Below are 17,149 nucleotides of genomic sequence, written 5' to 3'. Positions count from 1 at the left end.
CCTGGGCCATTTATGATTATGGTTTCCGCTGTGTGGTAAGCAGCTTTTTTGCCGACATTTTTAAGAACAACTCCCTGAACATTGGCATACTGCCCGTACAGGTGAGCGCTGCTTTCTTAGATAAGATCTTTACTGCCATAGAAGCCGATCCCAAGGCGGAAGTGGAAGTGAACCTGCCGGAGCAGACCATCACCATTGTAGCTACCGGTGAAAGCGAAAAATTTGACATCAACAGTTATAAGAAACATAACCTGCAGAACGGTTATGATGATATTGATTACCTGCAAGCCATGAAGAGCGAGATCCAGACCTTCGCTGCCAAAAGCATGTACTAAAACATTCCACCACTTATTATGCCAGTTGCCGGACGCTATGTAGAAATAATGGATACCACCCTGCGGGATGGGGAGCAAACCAGCGGCGTTTCTTTTTCACCTTCGGAAAAATTAACCATTGCGCAGTTATTGTTGACAGAAGTAAAGGTAGACCGTATTGAAATTGCTTCTGCCCGCGTATCTGAAGGGGAGTTTGCGGCCGTAAAGGCCATTACCAAATGGGCCAAGGCCAATGGTTTTCTGAACAGGGTGGAGGTGCTGACGTTTGTGGATGGCGATGTAAGCGTGCAATGGATGCAGCAGGCAGGGGCTAAGGTTATGAACCTGCTTACCAAAGGTTCCCTGAACCATTTAACCCACCAGCTGAAAAAGAAACCGGAACAGCACTTTGCAGAAATAGCCGCGGTAATAGCGCTGGCAAAAAAGAAAGGCCTGGAATGTAATGTATACCTGGAAGACTGGAGCAATGGTATGCGCCACTCCCGCGATTATGTATTCCAGTTCCTTGATTTTTTACAAACGCAGCCCGTTAAACGTATTATGCTGCCGGATACCCTGGGTATCCTGATCCCGTCTGAAGTTTTTGAATATACCTCCGCCATTGTGCAGCGATATCCCAAGCTGCACTTTGATGTGCATATGCATAATGATTACGACCTGGGTACAGCCAATGTGCTGGAAGGCGTAAGGGCCGGTGCGCATGGCGTGCACCTTACCATTAATGGTATGGGCGAGCGGGCCGGTAATGCGCCCCTGGCCAGCGCTATAGCGGTGCTGCATGATTTTTTGCCGGAGGTGAAAACTGCGGTGGAAGAAGAATCATTATACACCGTTAGCAAGCTGGTGGAAACCTTTTCCGGTTTCCGCATACCGGCCAATAAACCGGTAGTAGGGGAGAATGTATTTACCCAAACAGCCGGCATACACGCGGATGGAGATAAGAAGAACAAGCTTTACTTCAGTGACCTGATGCCGGAGCGTTTTGGCCGGCAGCGCCGTTATGCGCTGGGTAAAACCAGCGGTAAGGCCAATATAGAGAACAACCTGCAGCAGCTGGGCATTCAGCTGAGTGAGCCGGACCTGAAAAAAGTAACCCAGCGCATTATTGAGCTGGGCGATAAAAAGGAAGTAGTAACCCAGGCGGACCTGCCTTATATTATTTCCGATGTACTGGACAGCAAAGCCATAGAAGAGAAGGTGCGCATAGAGAACTATGTGCTTACCCATTCCAAGAACCTGCATCCCTCTGTATCCCTGAAGATCTCTATTAAAGGGGAGCTGTTTGAAGAGCACTCCCAGGGCGACGGGCAGTATGATGCGTTCATGAATGCGTTGAAGAAAGTATATAAAAAACATAAACAGGAGCTGCCGCAGTTAACGGATTATGCAGTGCGCATTCCGCCCGGTGGTAAAAGTGATGCATTATGTGAAACCGTTATTACCTGGCGTTATAATAATAAGGAATTTAAAACCCGGGGGCTCGATAGTGATCAAACGGTATCGGCCATTAAGGCAACACAAAAAATGTTGAACCTAATATAATCTTCATAACAATCCACAAAAGCATGGCAAGCAAGCATATTTTAATTGTTCCGGGCGACGGAATAGGACAGGAAGTTACGGCCGTTGGTAAAAAGGTACTGGACAAGATAGCCGCTAAATACGGCCATACCTTTACCTACGACGAAGCGCTGATAGGCCACGTAGCCATTGAAGCTACCGGTAATCCCTTACCGGATGAATCACTGGAAAAAATGCGTAAGTCAGATGCGGTATTATTTGGCGCAGTAGGCCACCCGAAATATGATAACGACCCATCTGCTAAAGTAAGGCCGGAACAGGGCTTGCTGAAAATGCGCAAGGAGCTGGGACTGTACGCCAACCTGCGCCCCATTAAGCTGTTTGATGAGCTGCTGGGTGCATCCAGCATTAAACCGGAGATCTTAAAAGGCGCAGATATTTTATTCTTCCGTGAGCTGACCGGCGATATTTACTTTGGTGAAAAAGGACGTAAGAATAATGGAGATACAGCTTTTGATATTGCAGAATACAGCCGTTACGAAGTAGAGCGCATAGCCCGCAAAGCCTTTGAAGCAGCCCGTACCCGCAGAAAGAAATTATGTTCTGTAGATAAGGCCAATGTAATTGAAACCTCCCGCCTGTGGCGTGAAGTGGTGCAGAAAGTAGCGCTGGACTACCCGGATGTTGAAGTGGAGCACCAGTTTGTAGACGCCACTGCTATGCTGCTGATCAAAGATCCGCGCCATTTTGATGTGGTGGTAACTGCCAACCTGTTTGGGGATATACTGACGGATGAAGCCTCGCAGATAGCCGGCTCCATGGGGATGCTGGCCTCCGCCTCCATAGGGGATGGCACTGGTGTGTACGAACCTATTCATGGCTCTGCGCATGATATTACCGGTAAAGGTGTGGCTAACCCCTTAGCCTCTATCTTATCTGCTGCGCTGCTGCTGGATATTTCTTTTGGCATGAAAGCAGAATCAGAAACGGTGATCAGTGCGGTAGATAAGGTGCTGAAAGCCGGCTTCCGTACCCGCGATATTGCCGATGCACAAACAGCTGCAGATAAAATATTAGGCACAGCCGCTATTGGTGAAGAAGTGCTGAAACACATTTAAAGGATAGAGAAAAGTTTTTAGTGGTACTGCCGGTGGCCTTGTGTTGCCGGCAGTTTTTTTATTAAAAGGCTACACTTTTCCGGATCAGCTCTGCTATCTGCGTTCTTTGCAGGTGCTGCGCCCAGTCCAGGGGAGTACCGTCATATACTTTATCTTTTATTCCCAGGTCAGGGTGTGCGCTGAGCGCCAGCTGCGCCAGGGATATATCATTACGGTCAGCTGCTACATGCAGCAGCGTGGCATCCCACTCTCCGTACAGCTGGCTGTTTGCCAGGGCGGGTTGCGCTTTTAATAGGGCAGCAGCCAGGTCACGTTTGCCCAGGTCCCAGGCATCTAATACGGTACAGATAGCGCCTTGTTCCATTAACCATTCTACGGTGGCAGCCCGTTTGGTATGCACGGCCAGCTGCATCAGCGTCATGCCGTTGCTGAGGGGCGTATTAAGATCGCCGGTATTGAATTTTTTAACCAGCTCATTTAACGTAGGCACATCTCCGTTACCTACCGCTTCTGCCAGGGCTACCTGTTGCCGTGTAGGCGGGTTTGTGCGGTAGCGCTGGTTTTGCAGCCACCAGGTATTCCCGAAGCCTACCCATTTAAAACCTATCTGCTCGTACATGCGGCGCCCGGTGCCGTTTAATACGGCATAACGGTAGCCCTTTTCCTTTGCATACAAACAGGCGGCCAGCACCACGGCTTTGCCAATGCCTTTTTCCCTTGCATGCGGTACCACGCCTACACTGTAAATGCCGGCCACCCCATTGCTGCCGGTAGTAAAAAATACTTCACTGTGCGCTACAATCACCCCGTTGAGCGTAGCAATAAAACGCTGCCCAAGCTCCGGGTACTGTTGTTTAAGCTCATGGGAAAGGCTGTTGGTATTGGCATAAGGCAGGTGCTGAATATCATGGATGGGCGTAACATTATCTGCTTTTACCTGCAAACCGGCCGGCCGCGCATGTTCCGTTTGCATGGCTTCCAGGTCAAGCGCCATCCATTGCGGGCGCCAGCCAGGCTGAAAGCCACGTGCCAGCAGCAGTACGCCCAGGTTAAGCGGCTGCGCGGGCGCCAGTGACCAGCAACCGGCGTTTTTAGGCGGCTGCGTACGGTAATGGTCCATCATTTCATCCAGCTGTGTACCGGCAGTGGCGGCATCCATAGCGGGGAAGAGCACCACAGAGCTGTTAGCGGCCCCGGCATAGGTCCAGCTAAGACCGTTATGACCATATACTTTACCGCCTTGTGCAATGGCATTCAGGGCAAACAGTTCCCGGTGGTTATTTGCCACAGCCTGTTCCAGCTGGGCCGGGGTAGCGTTATTCAGCACATTCATGGTTTGATGGCAGGTTTATAGCAGACAGGAGAATAAGCAAGTAAATAAAGATACCAAAAGTGGTTTGAGTTTTGTAAAGGTTTCTTAAACGGGTATTATGAGCGCACGCCCCATAAAGAAGAAATACATTATCATTGGCAGCATCATCCTGCTGCTGATCATTTTACGTTTATTGCTGCCTTACATTGTGCTGCGGTATGCCAATAATACCCTGGCAAATATGAATGGTTATTACGGGCATGTGCAGGATATTGACATTGCTTTGTACCGCGGCGCTTATCAGCTGAATAACATTTACATTAACAAGCTGGATTCTGCTACCCAAAAACAAACTGAATTTTTCAAAGCACAAACCATTGACCTGTCTGTAGAATGGCGGGCCCTGTTTGAAGGATCTGTTGTGGGCGAGCTGGAGCTGCTTTCACCCAAGCTGGTGTTTACAAAAGATAAAGCGGAAATAGGGCAGGTGGCTAAAGATACCAACGACTTCCGCAAGGTGCTGAAAGATTTTATGCCGCTGAAGGTGAACCGGTTTGAAGTGCATAACGGCAGCATTCATTATGTGGACAGCACCTCCGCACCTAAGGTGGACATTTCCCTGAAGAATACTTATATACTGGCCCGGAACCTGAAGAACACTTCTGATAAAAAGGAAAAGCTGCCCTCCAGCTTAGTGGCCAGGGCAAATGCCTATGGGGGTGATCTTTCCCTGGATATGAAGCTGGACGGGTTAGCCAAAGAACCCACCTTTGACCTGACGGCACAAATGACCAGCGCCAACCTGGTGGATCTGAATGATTTTTTTAAAGCCTATGGTAAGTTTGATGTGAGCAAAGGATCACTGGCCCTGTATTCAGAGTTTGCCGCAGATAACGGTAATTTTAAAGGTTATGTAAAACCCATCATCAAAGAACTGCAGGTAAAAGGTACAGAAGATAAACACGATCCTTTTTTGCAAAAGGCTAAAGAAACCGTGATAGATGCTGCGGCGCATGTGCTGAAGAACCCGAAGAAAAAGCAGGTGGCCACGAAAGTGAACCTGGAAGGCAGCTTTCATGAATCACACACGGATATTATGGGCGCGGTGTGGGAGGTATTGAAGAACGCTTTTATTGAAGCCCTGCTGCCCAGCGTGGATAATGAGATCGATATCAGCTCCGCATCGGAAGTGCCGCAGGATGAAAAGAAGGGGTTCTTTAAAAGGCTCTTTGGCGGTAAGGATGATGATAAGAAAAAAGAGGCGCAGGAAAAGCAGGAAAAAGAGAAAGAAGAAAAGCGGAAAAAGGAGGGACTGGAAAGATTTAAAACGGTTGATGAGCACTAAAAAAACGCCCTGCACCGTGATGGTACAGGGCATTGGTTTTGCTGGCTGTGTGCGGATAGCGGTTGTTATTGCTGCCGCGCAATTTCCTTCATCACCGCATTAAATCTTGCCGGTTCTTCAAACTGCGGTATATGCGCTGAATTTTCAAACCAGATCAGCTTTTTAGCCGGGGCCTTTACCTGTTTGTAATACTTTTCTACTAAAGCAAAAGGCGTATTATAATCATGCCGCCCGGTTATAAAATACACCGGCACTTTTAATACCGGCGCTGTTGTGAAAAAGTCAATATTCAGGAACTGCTTCCACAGGGTGCGCATGGAAAAGGTTTCTCCTGCTGCTATCTGTTCCCCATTAAACAAGGGATCGCCCGGTTTAATACGGTCAAGGATACTGCTGTAATCATGATGTCCCCATATGGCGCCGCCAAAATAAGAGAGCCATTTACGCTGCAGGTACAGGTCATCCAGGCTGCTGTCGTTTTTAGCAGGATAGCGGCCTACGAGGGGTTTCAGCTCTCTAAGGGCAGCGGTATCATGCGCCTTGTTAGCCATTTGCAGCGTGTATTGCAGGGAAAGCCGTTCATTATCCATCATGTTCACCACCTGCCCAATGCCAATATAGGCGGCAAAGTCCTCGGGGTAACGCTGTGCCAGCAGCAGGCCAAGGGCGGTGCCCCAGGAATGGCCCAGCAGGAAGATCTTATCTTTTTTAAAACGCTTTTTTAAAAGGGTAACCAGCTCATGGGCGTCTGAAACAAATTGGTCAATGTTCATGCTGGATTCCGGTATGGATGGATCGTAGGAAGCAGCAGCGCCGCGCTGGTCCCAGTGCACCACCACATAATCATTATCCAGGTCCCGGTTATAGATGCGGAACACCGCCATTTCCGTAAACCCGGGGCCACCATGCAGCACCAGCAACACGGGTTTGCTGCTATCTGTACCGGTAGTTAAAATGGTTTGCCGAATGCCGCCCAGCTGTACTTTTTCCAGGGAATAAATACTATCTGTGCGCAAGCTGTGGCTTTGTGAGGATGCAGGTTGCAGTGCCATTATAAACGGGAAAAAAAGCAGTGCAGGCAGGTGCTTCAGGTATAACATCATAACAGTTTATTGAATCGGTTAAAGAATGACGGCTTAAAATGTACAAAAAAAAGCCGGTATCCAAAATCTCTACAGAATCATTTGAGATATTTAGCTGTATTCCCCGGGTTGGTACCATGAACTATAATGAAGCTGAATCTCATATCGGACAGTATGTGACCGGTTTTTTTGAATTTCATGCTAAGGAGCAGTTTCCTTATCATAACCTGCTGCATACCAAAAGCGTAGTGCAGCATGCGGCGGAAATAGCCCGGTCCTATGCCCTGGGCGAAGAGGAGCTGTTTATTGTAAGAACAGCGGCCTGGTTCCATGATATAGGCCACCTTACGGGCGGCATACAGGACCACGAGCTCAGGGGAGTGCAGCTGATGCAGAACTATTTTCAGCAGCACTGCCTGCCAGGTGCATCCATTCCTTTTATAGCCGGTTGTATTATGGCTACCCGTTTTCCATCCCATCCCGGCAATTTCCTGGAATCTGTTATCTGCGATGCGGATACCTACCACCTGGGCACACCTGTGTTCCGGAAAACAGATGCGCTGGTAAGAAAAGAAATGGAGCTGCGCACCGGCAGGCAGTTCCCGTACTGGTACCAGAGCACCCTACGCTTTTTACAGGCACATACTTTTTATACAGATTATTGCCGTAACCTGTTGAATGCAGGCAAGCAGGAAAACATTTACTGGCTGCAGTCGCTGGCAAAACAGGAGGGGTGATGGTTATTTCCGCAGATCCACTATTACATGCGTTATTACCCCTAATACCCGGAAGTCCATTTCTTCAGTGATGATCACCGGTTTATAAAAAGCATTTTCCGGGTGCAGCACCCAGTTACGTCCTGCTTTTACCAGCCGTTTTACCGTTAGCTCATTATCCAGCATAGCCACTACAATGGAGCCGGAAGCCGGTTTTGTGATACGGTCTACCACGGCCCAGCTGCCATGCGGCATATTGGCGTCCTGCATGCTGTCGCCTTTGATCTGCAGCATACTGCTGTTGCCGGGGTGGGGTTGCAGCATTTGTCCCAGGTCCAGCAGGTTTTCGGTATCGTGGGTGGCTGGATCGCGGTATGCGGCATTTGTATCAATGAATGGGATTACCAGGCTGGCGGGCGCCAGCATTCCTATCGTCTCTTTCATAATCACCAATAATTTTAGTAAAAATATGCTAAAAATATTAGTATAACAATTGCATTAACAATTTGAAAACAATTTAGCGGGCTGTATAAATAACCGCGGGGAAATGGGCCGCACTAGGGCCGGCAAGGGTGGTTTGTATATAAGGTGGTATTAGCGCTGCTACCTGGCAGGGGGGCGGGACAGTTTGCCAAAACTTCTTTTGAATTCAAGCGGCGTTAAGCTGGTTTTCCGTTTAAATTGATTTGAAAAGTACTGACTTGATTCAAACTTAAGATCAAAGGCTATTTCTTTCACTGATTTTGGCGTGTTGACCAGCTCTTCTTTTGCCTTTTCCAGCTTTAGCTGGATCTGGTATTGTACAGGAGCCATCCCTGTATATGCCTTAAACAGCTTCCGGAAACGGGAATAGCTTATCATGAGCTCATCAGCGATCTGCTGCGGGCTAAAGCTTTTATAAAGGTTTGACCTGATGATCAGCCTTGCATGATCCACCAGCTGTTCTTCATCGCCGGTAATAAAAAGCTGTTGTTTCGCAGCGCTATGCAGCTGCCCCAGCATATACATTGCCGCACCGCAAACCAAAGGCTGGTAACCCGCTTTTTCGTTCTTAATGGCCTCTATTACCTGGATAAACAGATTTATCATCGTTTCATTATACCCAACATTGATCACAGGCATCAATGGGCCGAAGAATTTCTTCTTTACCAAATGATGCATATGAGGCCCGTTAAAGCCGATCCAGTATTCGGTCCACCCGGTGTCAGGATCGGGCCGGTAAGAATGCCTTTCATTCGGAAAAATAATAATTGCAGATCCTGCTTTAACAGGCCGGTCGCCTGTTTCCGGCGAGGTATAAACACCTTGTCCGCCCGTTATATAGATCAATGAATATTCCTGCAATACCCGGCCCTCTTTTGCATCAAAACAGTGATGAGACGGATGGTCTTTATCCGGGTAGTCATTTCCTGGCTGATAAAGGTGATACCCCGCATGCAACATCTGCAATCCCCAATCCTGGTCCTCCGTGGAAACGGGTAAATATTTATAAAAGTTCTGCATAGTTCCAATTGGCAATGGTTTAAATATCGGCAATATTTTTTGTTTTTTGAGGGGTAGCAAAAAGCAAACTTATTATATCAAATAGCATTACCGCGTACGCTGAGATCCATGTTATATTGGCTTTATAAACCATCGTTAATGAAAACACAGCTCAGCGAACAACAAATTGCCAGTTACCGTGAGAATGGTTTTTTACTGATAACGGATTTTCTGTCACCGGGAGAGCTCCAGACCTGGCGCGAAGCAGTTATGGAGGCTGTGGAAGAACGCGGAGGCAGAAAGCTGCCCGGAAAAGAAACTAAAACGGGCGACGATGACGGTATCAATAAAGAGGCGGATTACTTTGGAAAAGTATTTGACCAAATGCTGAATTTATGGCAAACCAATGAAAAGGTGAAGGCATTAATGCTCAATAAGCATATTGGTAAAATGGCGGCAGAACTTGCGGGTTGCGAGGGTATACGTATCTGGCATGACCAGGCGCTGATAAAACGGCCATGGGCAAACCCTACTTCCTGGCATCTTGATACGCCATTCTGGTCATTTACAGACCGGCGGGCACTCTCTATCTGGGTTGCATTAGATGACGCAACGCCGGAGAATGGCTGCCTGTATTTTATTCCGGGGTCTTATCACAGCACCGGTTTTGAAAACCCGGGGATAGGCAAGAATATGGATTCGGTTTTCGAATTTTATCCGCAGTTTATGAAAGCCGCTTCAGTGGGTGTACCAATGAAGGCCGGCAGCTGCTCGTTCCACAATGGATTAACTATTCACGGTGCGGGCGCCAATATGACCAGTGGTTACAGGCGTGCCATGACCTGTGCCTACATGCCCGAAGGCGCTACCTTTAACGGTATAAAGAACATATTATCCGATGAGCAGTTTGCCCGGCTTAAGATCGGTGAGCCCTTAAATGACGATGAACAAAATCCATTGATCTATTCCACTACAAATCCATCCTGATGAAGGTTTTGATCCTGGCGCCGCAATGGGGATCTGAGAGCTTGCCCTTTGAAGATTTTATCATCAAAATAAAAGAAGCCGGTTTTGATGGGATCGATACATGGGTGCCTGAGCAGCCTGCTGAAAGGAAAAAGTTCAATCATCTTTTAGCGCAGTATAAGATGCCGGTTGTTTGCCACCAGCACCAGGCAAAGGGTAATAACATTAAGGAGTTTTGCCGGTCTTTTGAATATTACCTGAGCCTTTGTTTGGAAAGTGAGCCGGTGTTGATCAACTCTCACTCCGGCCGCGATTATTTCAGTATAGATGATCAGCTAAGAGTGATTGATACTGCCAGCGAATTTGCTGCGGCTCATGGCGTACAGGTGATCCATGAAACGCATCGCGGGCGGCTGGGCTACAGCCCGTACAATGCCGGGGAACTTTTTAAGCTGCGCCCTGAAATGAAGATCACTGCTGATTTTTCGCATTGGGTTTGCGTTACGGAAAGTTATCTCAGTCATAGTCCAACCATTGTAGAAGAAGCAATTAACCGGACCGCACATATACATGCGCGGGTGGGCCATACGCAAGGCCCGCAGGTGCCGGATCCCAGGGTTGAGGAATGGCAGCATGCAACAAATATATTTCTAAGCTGGTGGCTGCGGATCCTGGAAGTTAAGAAAATACAGGGTGCAGCAACCTTTACCATTACGCCTGAATTTGGGCCGCCGCCATATATGTTTACGGACCCGTTAACCGGGCAGCCTGTTGCTGATCAATTTGAGCTTAATTGTTTTATTAAAGACCTGATCGTAAAATCAATACAGTAAAACGGATCTGATTAATTATTCCGGTGCTCTTAACCTTGAGGCACAGCCATTCATAGCCGGTTAAATAGCCTGGCTAAACAGCTGCGTGGCCGGCAGCTTGCGCCACAGGCGTGCATCAAAGGCCATACAAATATTGCGGATAAAGGGTTTGCCTTTTGGGGTAACCACCACCTTACCAGGCAGTATCTCTACCAGCCCATCCTTTTCCAGCTCCTGCAGCCGTTCCAGGCTTTCAATAATAGCATTGCACTGCGGGTCTGATTTGCTGCGGGCGGTTTCAAAGCGGCACATGAGCGCCTGGATGTGGCGGCGTAATAGCAGATCTTCCTCATCCAGCAGATGCCCGCGTACTACCGGCCATTGACCCTTGCCTACTAATTGCTGGTAAGTGGCTATATGTTTTTCGTTCTGCGCATAGGCATACCAGCCATCGCCAATGGAGCTGGCGCCCAGCCCTACCAGCAGGGAGGTATGGGTAACGGTATAACCCATAAAGTTGCGGTGCAGCTGTCCTTTTTTATAGGCCTGGTGCAAAGCATCGTCCGGCAATGCAAAATGATCCATACCTATTTCCGTATAACCGTAACCGGTAAACAGCTTTTTACCCAGCTCATATAAACCCTGTTTGGTTTTTTCGTCCGGCAGGTCGGCGGTGGTGAACAGGCGCTGGCCTACGCCTTTTACCCAGGGCACATGCGCATAACTGTAAAAGGAGATACGGCCGGGGCGCAGCTGCATTACCTGGCGGATGGTGTTTTCCAGGCCGGCAGCGGTTTGCAGGGGTAACCCGTATATCAGGTCAACGTTAATGGAGTTGTAACCTATCAGCCGGGCTTGTTCTACCACCGTAGCTACATTCTCATAAGGTTGTATGCGGTGAATGATCTGCTGCACGCGGGGATCCAGGTCCTGTATACCCAGGCTCATACGGCGGAAACCCAGGTCGTACAATGTTTGCATATGCGCGGCGGTAGTGTTGTTGGGGTGGCCTTCAAAGCTCAAAGATGCATCGGGCAGCAGTGTGGCGCTTTTATAAATGCTCTCCAGCAAAAACCGTAATTGCTGTGGGTGAAAAAAGGTGGGGGTGCCGCCGCCTAAATGTATTTCCCGGATACGTGGTTTTTGCGCAAACAGCTGCAAGTACAATTGCCATTCCTGTAACAGGGCTTTTATGTAAGGCGCTTCTACCGCATGGTTTACGGTAATGTGTTTATTACAGCCGCAATAAGTGCACAGGCTTTCGCAAAAAGGCAGGTGTATATACAGGCTGATACCGTCTTTGCCGTTGGTGGCCTGGAAAGCTTTTTTTAACAGCTGCTGCCACTGGCTAAGGTCAAAGCTGTTGGTATCCCAGTAAGGTACGGTGGGGTAGCTGGTATAACGGGGCGCAGCTACATTGTATTTGCGAAGCAGGTTCATATATCACGGTTTATGACATTCAATAATATTGTGTGTGTGCGCGTGCATGGCAGGGCTCAGGTAGGGAATGCCCAGGTTTAACCCGCGCACAATTAACAGGCCTGCCATAATAACCATTACCAGCGGTATCATTTGCCTGATGCGGTTGCGTACACGTAAGCTCAGCAAATGGCTGCACCAGGCCACAGTGGTCATAGCGGGTAAGGTGCCTGCGCCAAAAGCAGCCATGAATAAGGCGCCCTGGTAAATATGGGCCGTGGCTATGGCGCCGGTAATGCCCAGGTACACCAGCCCGCAGGGCAGCAGGCCGTTAAAAAAGCCAATGGCATACAGGGTGCGGAACTGCTGCCGGCGTAATAAATTGCCTAATACTTTTTGTAAGCCTTTGGTGAGCACACCCAGGTCAGCAAAGAAAGCAGGCCGGCGTTTGGTAATGTATTGCAACCCTGCTATTACCAGTAACAAGTAACCCAGGGCAATGGATAACCATTGCTGTAAGCCACCCAGGTAAAACTGCCTGCCTAACCAGCCGAATAATAAGCCCAGTAAAGCATAGGCGCTCATGCGGCCCAGGTTATACAACAGGATGCCTGCCATTTTTTTATACCCGCTTAAATGCTGTACCGGCAGCGTTAATGCAATAGGCCCGCACATACCAACGCAGTGAAAGCTGCCTACAAAACCCAGCGAAAGTGCGGATATTAAAAGGAGTAGCATGATCAGTTTATATATAAGGCGGTTTCCTGGAAATAAGGTGTATTGTTCAGAGTCCACTGTATTTTTACATGGTAGCTGCCGGGTATGAATTTTTGCTTACTCACCGGCAGGCGGCCCTGTTCATCCAGCGTCAATGGCAGGCTAAAATCTTTATGCGCATCAGAAGGGCGGTAAAACAATACCTGCCCCTGTACATTTTGCCCCTGCAGCTCCGGCGGGAAAGTGAGCAGCACCAGGCCTTCCGGCTGGCTAATGCTCACGGGTGCGGATAAGGCAGCGGTATTTTTCCGCCCGTCTATTACCTGCTGGTATTTTAATTCTGCGCCGTAATAATCAGTGGTAACCATATCTATTTTAGTACCGATGCTTTTTACTACCAGCGTTAGAATGCCGGCTGCAAAAAGCAGGAATACCAGTATGATCTTATGTCCCCAGTGAATGGTTTTCATAATAGCTAATTTTTAACATGAATGGGTCCTAAAAAAGTGGTTTTTAATGCAACGGTATTTTTACTGCCTGCATACAAGCTGATATGCAGGGCGGATTTTCGTTTGGTAATAGCAGAACGTGGCAATACAATAAAAAAAGTGCCTTCGCCCTGCTCACCGGGTTTAATGTTTATCTGCGGCTGGCCTATCATAATGATCTGCCCGGGCAGGTCATTTAACACCAGGTGCAGCTGCATGGGTTCCGGTGTTTTATTCATCAGCTTAATACGGTATAAATTGCTGATGCTGTCTGTACCCCGCTCCTGGTAAAGCATGCCGGCCGTGCGTATAATGGTGCCGCTTACCGGCGCACGGCTGGCCAGCAGGTAGCTAATACCGCCTGATATCAGCAGCAGCACTATGCTGTAAACTTTTAAACGCCCGGTAAAACGTAAGGGCTGCTTTTGGGCAATACCATTCTCTGAAGCATAACGGATCAGGCCTTCTGCCAGGTTCACCTTTTGCATCATGAAGTTGCAGGCATCTATACAGGCGGTGCAGTTCACACATTCCAGCTGTGTGCCGTTACGTATATCTATCCCCGTAGGGCATACCTTTACGCATTGCAGGCAATCAATACAATCGCCGGTAGTGCGGATTTCATTCTTTTTGAATTTGCTGCGCGGCTCGCCTCTTTCATAATCATAGGCTACCACCACGGAGTTCTTGTCCAGCAAAACCCCTTGCAGGCGGCCATAAGGGCATACAGTAGTACATACCTGCTCCCGGAAAAAAGCAAATACGCCGTAGAACACAGCGGAAAATGCCAGCATGGCAATGAACCCACCCACATGCGCTTCAAAAGGGCCGCTGATAATACGCCCTAATTCATGCACGCCTATAACATAAGAGAGGAACAGGTTAGCTATGAGTACAGATAAAGCAAAGAAGATAACATGCTTCAATGTTTTTTTACGGATCTTATCGCCTGTCCAGGGGCCTTTATCCAGCAGGCGGCGTGCGGGCGCATCGCCCTCAATCCAGTATTCAATGCGCCGGAACAGCATTTCCATAAAAATGGTTTGCGGGCAGGCCCACCCGCAGAACAAGCGGCCAAAGGCCATGGTAAAGAGTGTAACAAACAGGATGAAGGCCAGCATAATTAAGCTGAAGAGGAAAAAATCCTGTGGCCAGAAAGAGGTGCCAAACAAAATGAACTGCCCCTCCACTACATTGAACAGGAACAAGGGCCTGCCATTCACTTGTATGAACGGCAGGCTGAAGAACAATGCGAAATAAACATAGCTCAGGTAACTCCTGTACTGATACCACTTTCCTTTGGGCTGTTGTGCATATATCCAATTGCGCTTGCCTTGTTCATTAACCGTGGCTATATGATCTCTGAATGATTCTTCCTGAATGGTTCCGTGTATGCTTCCTTCATCTTTCATAAAACTCAGTTTTCTGCTACCAGGCCCTGTGGCTCCTTGGCGCCGGCAGGGTGCGTATCATGTATGCTTTTAATAAAGCTGGCCAGCTGCGCAATCTGTTTGGGAGAGAAATCATCTTTCCAGGACTTCATCCCTTTTTCAGGTACGCCGTATTTAATGGTGCTGAATACCTCATTTATTTTACCGCCATGCAGCCAGTAGTTATCCGTAAGGTTAGGGCCTACCATGCCCTGCCCGGCTGCACCATGGCAGGCCGCGCAGTTGGTGCTGAACAGCTTTTGCCCGCTGCTTATGTCAGCGGCTTCTGTTAACAGCTTTACAGAATGTTCGTCAATATTATTGGCGGCATTGGCCAGGTAGGCTTCTTTAGCTTCAGCGGCATGCGCTTCTGCAATGGCCAGCTCCTCCAGCTGCAACGGTGCGCTGTGGGAAATGTGGTATACCCACAGGTAAATGATGCCAAAAATAAAGCTGAGGAAAAAAGCCCATTTCCACCAGGGCGGGGTAGGGTTGTTCAGCTCCCGTATGCCGTCAAAGTCGTGGCCCATATCCGCTTCCTGTTCCGCTTCTGTGCTCACGCTGCGGGTTTTATTCACCCGCTCCCACCAGCTGATGGCAGGTTTGCCGGCCACCGCTGCTTTGCGTTTACGTTTGGATTCAATACCCGCCAGTATGCGCAGGGCATAGAGCAGTACCAGTATTACCAGCAGCTCCAGTCCTATTACGGATGTAAGCACATAGAACGCAGTGGCAGAAAGCCCGTTAATGGTTTCTTTTACCACAGGCGCCGGCGCAGACTGGGCCATGGCAGCGCTGCTGAATAAACAGCCGGTAATGGTAATGCCAATGAGCAGTAAGGTTTTGTCAGCGTTTTTTTTAATACGCTCCCGGTAAAGGTCCATGGCCTGTATCACCACATTTCCCAGTACGGCAATGGCAATGAACAAACCAAAGATCACGGCCAGCAATACCTGCGCTACTGCATTATCCAACAGGGAAGAGGGTTGTGGCGGCCCTTGCGCCAGCACCGGCGTAATACTGCTTAACAGGAACAGGTATAAAAAACAGAGCAGCTTTTTGTTCATATACAAATGTGTTTATAGGCTTTGAGAATCATCATGGTCCAGTGGTATACGGCTTACGTGGTCTACCATCCCTTTATCTGCCTTGAATGCCCATATGCTGGCCACGGTAAAAAATATAGTGAACAGGAGCAATGACGTTAACGGGTATACGCTTACACCGGTAATACTCTGCAGGTAATTGATGAATTTCATGCTGTTTGTTTTAAAAGTTATTTCAGGACGGTTTTGGCCGGCGCCTCTTTAATATCCCTTCCTACTCTTTGCAGGTAGGCTATCAATGCTACTATCTCACGGTCCGGCGGCGTTTCCACCTTATCTTTTTTCAGGGAAGCGGCTATTTCCTTTGCCTGTTTCTCCATATCTGCATTGGCCAGCAGCTCATATTTATAAGGGTAGGGCACGCCCAGCTTGCGCATGGCATTGATCATGGCAGGGGTAGCGCTTTTATCCACCCTGTCGTCCATTAACCAGGGATAGGAAGGCATAATAGAGCCCGGCGACATAGAGGACGGATCCAGCATATGGTTATAATGCCAGCTATCAGGGTATTTGCCGCCAATACGCGCCAGGTCAGGCCCGGTACGTTTGGAGCCCCATTGGAAAGGATGGTCATATACAAATTCACCGGCTTTGGAGTATTCCCCGTAACGCGCCACTTCATCACGGAAGGGGCGTATCATCTGCGAGTGGCAGGTATAACAGCCTTCACGGATGTAGATGTCGCGCCCATGCAGCTCCAGCGGGGTATAGGGTTTTACGCTGGTAATGGTAGGTACGTTACTGCGCACCAGGAAAGTAGGTATCAGCTCTATAACACCGCCAATGGCTACTACTACCAGGCTAAAGGCTACCATTTGCAGGGGCCTGCGCTCAATCCAGTTATGCCAGTGTGTTTTGCCATGCGTAACCGCCGGTACTGTTTTAGGCAGCGGGGCTGCTTCTGCAGGCTCATTGGCTACAAAGGAGCCACTGCGGATGGTTTTTACCAGGTTCACGATCATGAGCGCTACACCGCTGATGTACAGCATACCGCCTACAGCGCGCAGCGCATACATGGGTACAATAGTAGTTACTGTTTCCAGGAACTGGTATTTCAGCTGGCCTTCTGCGGTAAACTCTTTCCACATCATGCTCTGTGTAAAAGCGGCCCAGTACAGGGGTATTACGTAAAAGATAATGCCCAGGGTACCTAACCAGAAATGTGCGTTGGCCCATTTACGTGAGTACAGCTGTGTTGCAAAAATGCGGGGCATTAACCAGTACAGGATACCAAAGGTGAGGAAGCCCTTCCAGCCCAGCGCGCCTACATGCCCGTGTGCAATGGTCCAGTCGGTAAAGT

At 48.7% G+C, this 17,149-nt stretch carries 18 protein-coding genes; 7 read left to right on the top strand and 11 right to left on the bottom strand.

The genetic code is table 11. From position 1 onward, the window contains the following. The 3 genes from KVT36_RS08460 to leuB form a co-directional block, all read left to right on the top strand. A partial coding sequence (locus KVT36_RS08460) for a 3-isopropylmalate dehydratase small subunit 2 (protein WP_368670010.1) occupies positions 1–335 on the top strand: 335 nt, incomplete at its 5' end. A gap of 18 nt (positions 336–353) precedes the next feature. Further along, positions 354–1,877 (top strand): alpha-isopropylmalate synthase regulatory domain-containing protein, encoded by a 1,524-nt coding sequence (locus KVT36_RS08455; RefSeq protein WP_217603052.1) that lies wholly within the window; start codon positions 354–356, stop codon positions 1,875–1,877. Between the two features lie 23 nt (positions 1,878–1,900). Then, complete coding sequence (gene leuB / locus KVT36_RS08450; protein ID WP_217603051.1) at positions 1,901–2,974, top strand: 3-isopropylmalate dehydrogenase; 1,074 nt, start codon at positions 1,901–1,903, stop codon at positions 2,972–2,974. Positions 2,975–3,035: 61 nt separating this feature from the next. Here the strand turns inward: leuB and KVT36_RS08445 are convergent, their stop codons facing one another. Continuing rightward, positions 3,036–4,307, bottom strand: coding sequence for a GNAT family N-acetyltransferase (locus KVT36_RS08445; RefSeq protein ID WP_217603050.1), 1,272 nt, complete (start codon positions 4,305–4,307; stop codon positions 3,036–3,038). A 97-nt stretch (positions 4,308–4,404) separates the two neighbouring features. Between KVT36_RS08445 and KVT36_RS08440 the strand changes: the two genes are divergently transcribed. Continuing rightward, on the top strand, positions 4,405–5,631 hold the full coding sequence (locus KVT36_RS08440; RefSeq protein ID WP_217603049.1) for a DUF748 domain-containing protein: 1,227 nt from the start codon (positions 4,405–4,407) through the stop codon (positions 5,629–5,631). A 65-nt stretch (positions 5,632–5,696) separates the two neighbouring features. Here the strand turns inward: KVT36_RS08440 and KVT36_RS08435 are convergent, their stop codons facing one another. Continuing rightward, positions 5,697–6,683, bottom strand: a complete 987-nt coding sequence (locus KVT36_RS08435) for an alpha/beta fold hydrolase (protein ID WP_217603048.1) — start codon at positions 6,681–6,683, stop codon at positions 5,697–5,699. Between the two features lie 167 nt (positions 6,684–6,850). Here KVT36_RS08435 and KVT36_RS08430 point away from each other — a divergent pair, with 167 nt between their 5' ends. Continuing rightward, entirely contained in the window at positions 6,851–7,450 is a 600-nt protein-coding gene (locus KVT36_RS08430; protein ID WP_217603047.1) for an HD domain-containing protein, read from the top strand. A gap of 3 nt (positions 7,451–7,453) precedes the next feature. On the opposite strand, the gene KVT36_RS08425 is transcribed toward KVT36_RS08430, so the two are convergent. Next, on the bottom strand, positions 7,454–7,873 hold the full coding sequence (locus tag KVT36_RS08425) for a LexA family transcriptional regulator (protein ID WP_254639908.1): 420 nt from the start codon (positions 7,871–7,873) through the stop codon (positions 7,454–7,456). Positions 7,874–8,032: 159 nt separating this feature from the next. Next, positions 8,033–8,932, bottom strand: coding sequence for an AraC family transcriptional regulator (locus KVT36_RS08420; protein WP_217603046.1), 900 nt, complete (start codon positions 8,930–8,932; stop codon positions 8,033–8,035). Between the two features lie 138 nt (positions 8,933–9,070). Between KVT36_RS08420 and KVT36_RS08415 the strand changes: the two genes are divergently transcribed. After that, positions 9,071–9,898: a phytanoyl-CoA dioxygenase family protein gene (locus KVT36_RS08415; RefSeq protein WP_217603045.1), complete on the top strand. Its 828-nt coding sequence runs from the start codon at positions 9,071–9,073 to the stop codon at positions 9,896–9,898. After that, positions 9,898–10,710, top strand: a complete 813-nt coding sequence (locus KVT36_RS08410; RefSeq protein ID WP_217603044.1) for a sugar phosphate isomerase/epimerase — start codon at positions 9,898–9,900, stop codon at positions 10,708–10,710. Before KVT36_RS08415 ends, KVT36_RS08410 begins: the two co-directional genes overlap by 1 nt. A 60-nt stretch (positions 10,711–10,770) precedes the next feature. Here KVT36_RS08410 and hemN read toward each other — a convergent pair whose 3' ends face one another. The 7 genes from hemN to ccoO all read right to left on the bottom strand — a co-directional run. Then, positions 10,771–12,129 (bottom strand): oxygen-independent coproporphyrinogen III oxidase, encoded by a 1,359-nt coding sequence (hemN, locus tag KVT36_RS08405; protein ID WP_217603043.1) that lies wholly within the window; start codon positions 12,127–12,129, stop codon positions 10,771–10,773. 3 nt (positions 12,130–12,132) lie between these two features. Next, the gene (locus tag KVT36_RS08400; RefSeq protein WP_217603042.1) at positions 12,133–12,846 is read right to left on the bottom strand and encodes a sulfite exporter TauE/SafE family protein; all 714 of its coding nucleotides are present in this window, start codon (positions 12,844–12,846) and stop codon (positions 12,133–12,135) included. A gap of 2 nt (positions 12,847–12,848) precedes the next feature. Then, on the bottom strand, positions 12,849–13,295 hold the full coding sequence (locus KVT36_RS08395) for a FixH family protein (protein ID WP_217603041.1): 447 nt from the start codon (positions 13,293–13,295) through the stop codon (positions 12,849–12,851). Positions 13,296–13,300: 5 nt separating this feature from the next. Beyond that, complete coding sequence (gene ccoG / locus KVT36_RS08390; RefSeq protein ID WP_217603040.1) at positions 13,301–14,725, bottom strand: cytochrome c oxidase accessory protein CcoG; 1,425 nt, start codon at positions 14,723–14,725, stop codon at positions 13,301–13,303. A gap of 5 nt (positions 14,726–14,730) precedes the next feature. Further along, complete coding sequence (locus tag KVT36_RS08385; RefSeq protein ID WP_217603039.1) at positions 14,731–15,810, bottom strand: cbb3-type cytochrome c oxidase N-terminal domain-containing protein; 1,080 nt, start codon at positions 15,808–15,810, stop codon at positions 14,731–14,733. Positions 15,811–15,822: 12 nt separating this feature from the next. Further along, a complete protein-coding gene (locus KVT36_RS08380) occupies positions 15,823–16,002 on the bottom strand; it encodes a CcoQ/FixQ family Cbb3-type cytochrome c oxidase assembly chaperone (protein WP_217603038.1) in 180 nt (59 codons plus the stop codon). 17 nt (positions 16,003–16,019) lie between these two features. After that, on the bottom strand, positions 16,020–17,149 hold a 1,130-nt coding region (gene ccoO, locus KVT36_RS32655; protein WP_254639907.1), incomplete at its 5' end, for a cytochrome-c oxidase, cbb3-type subunit II.

Origin of the sequence: Chitinophaga sp. GbtcB8 (assembly GCF_019091455.1) — a bacterium.
In the GTDB taxonomy this organism is placed as follows: domain Bacteria; phylum Bacteroidota; class Bacteroidia; order Chitinophagales; family Chitinophagaceae; genus Chitinophaga.
Note: the sequence above shows the minus strand (reverse complement) of the source record. Positions and strands in the feature narration are given on the sequence as shown.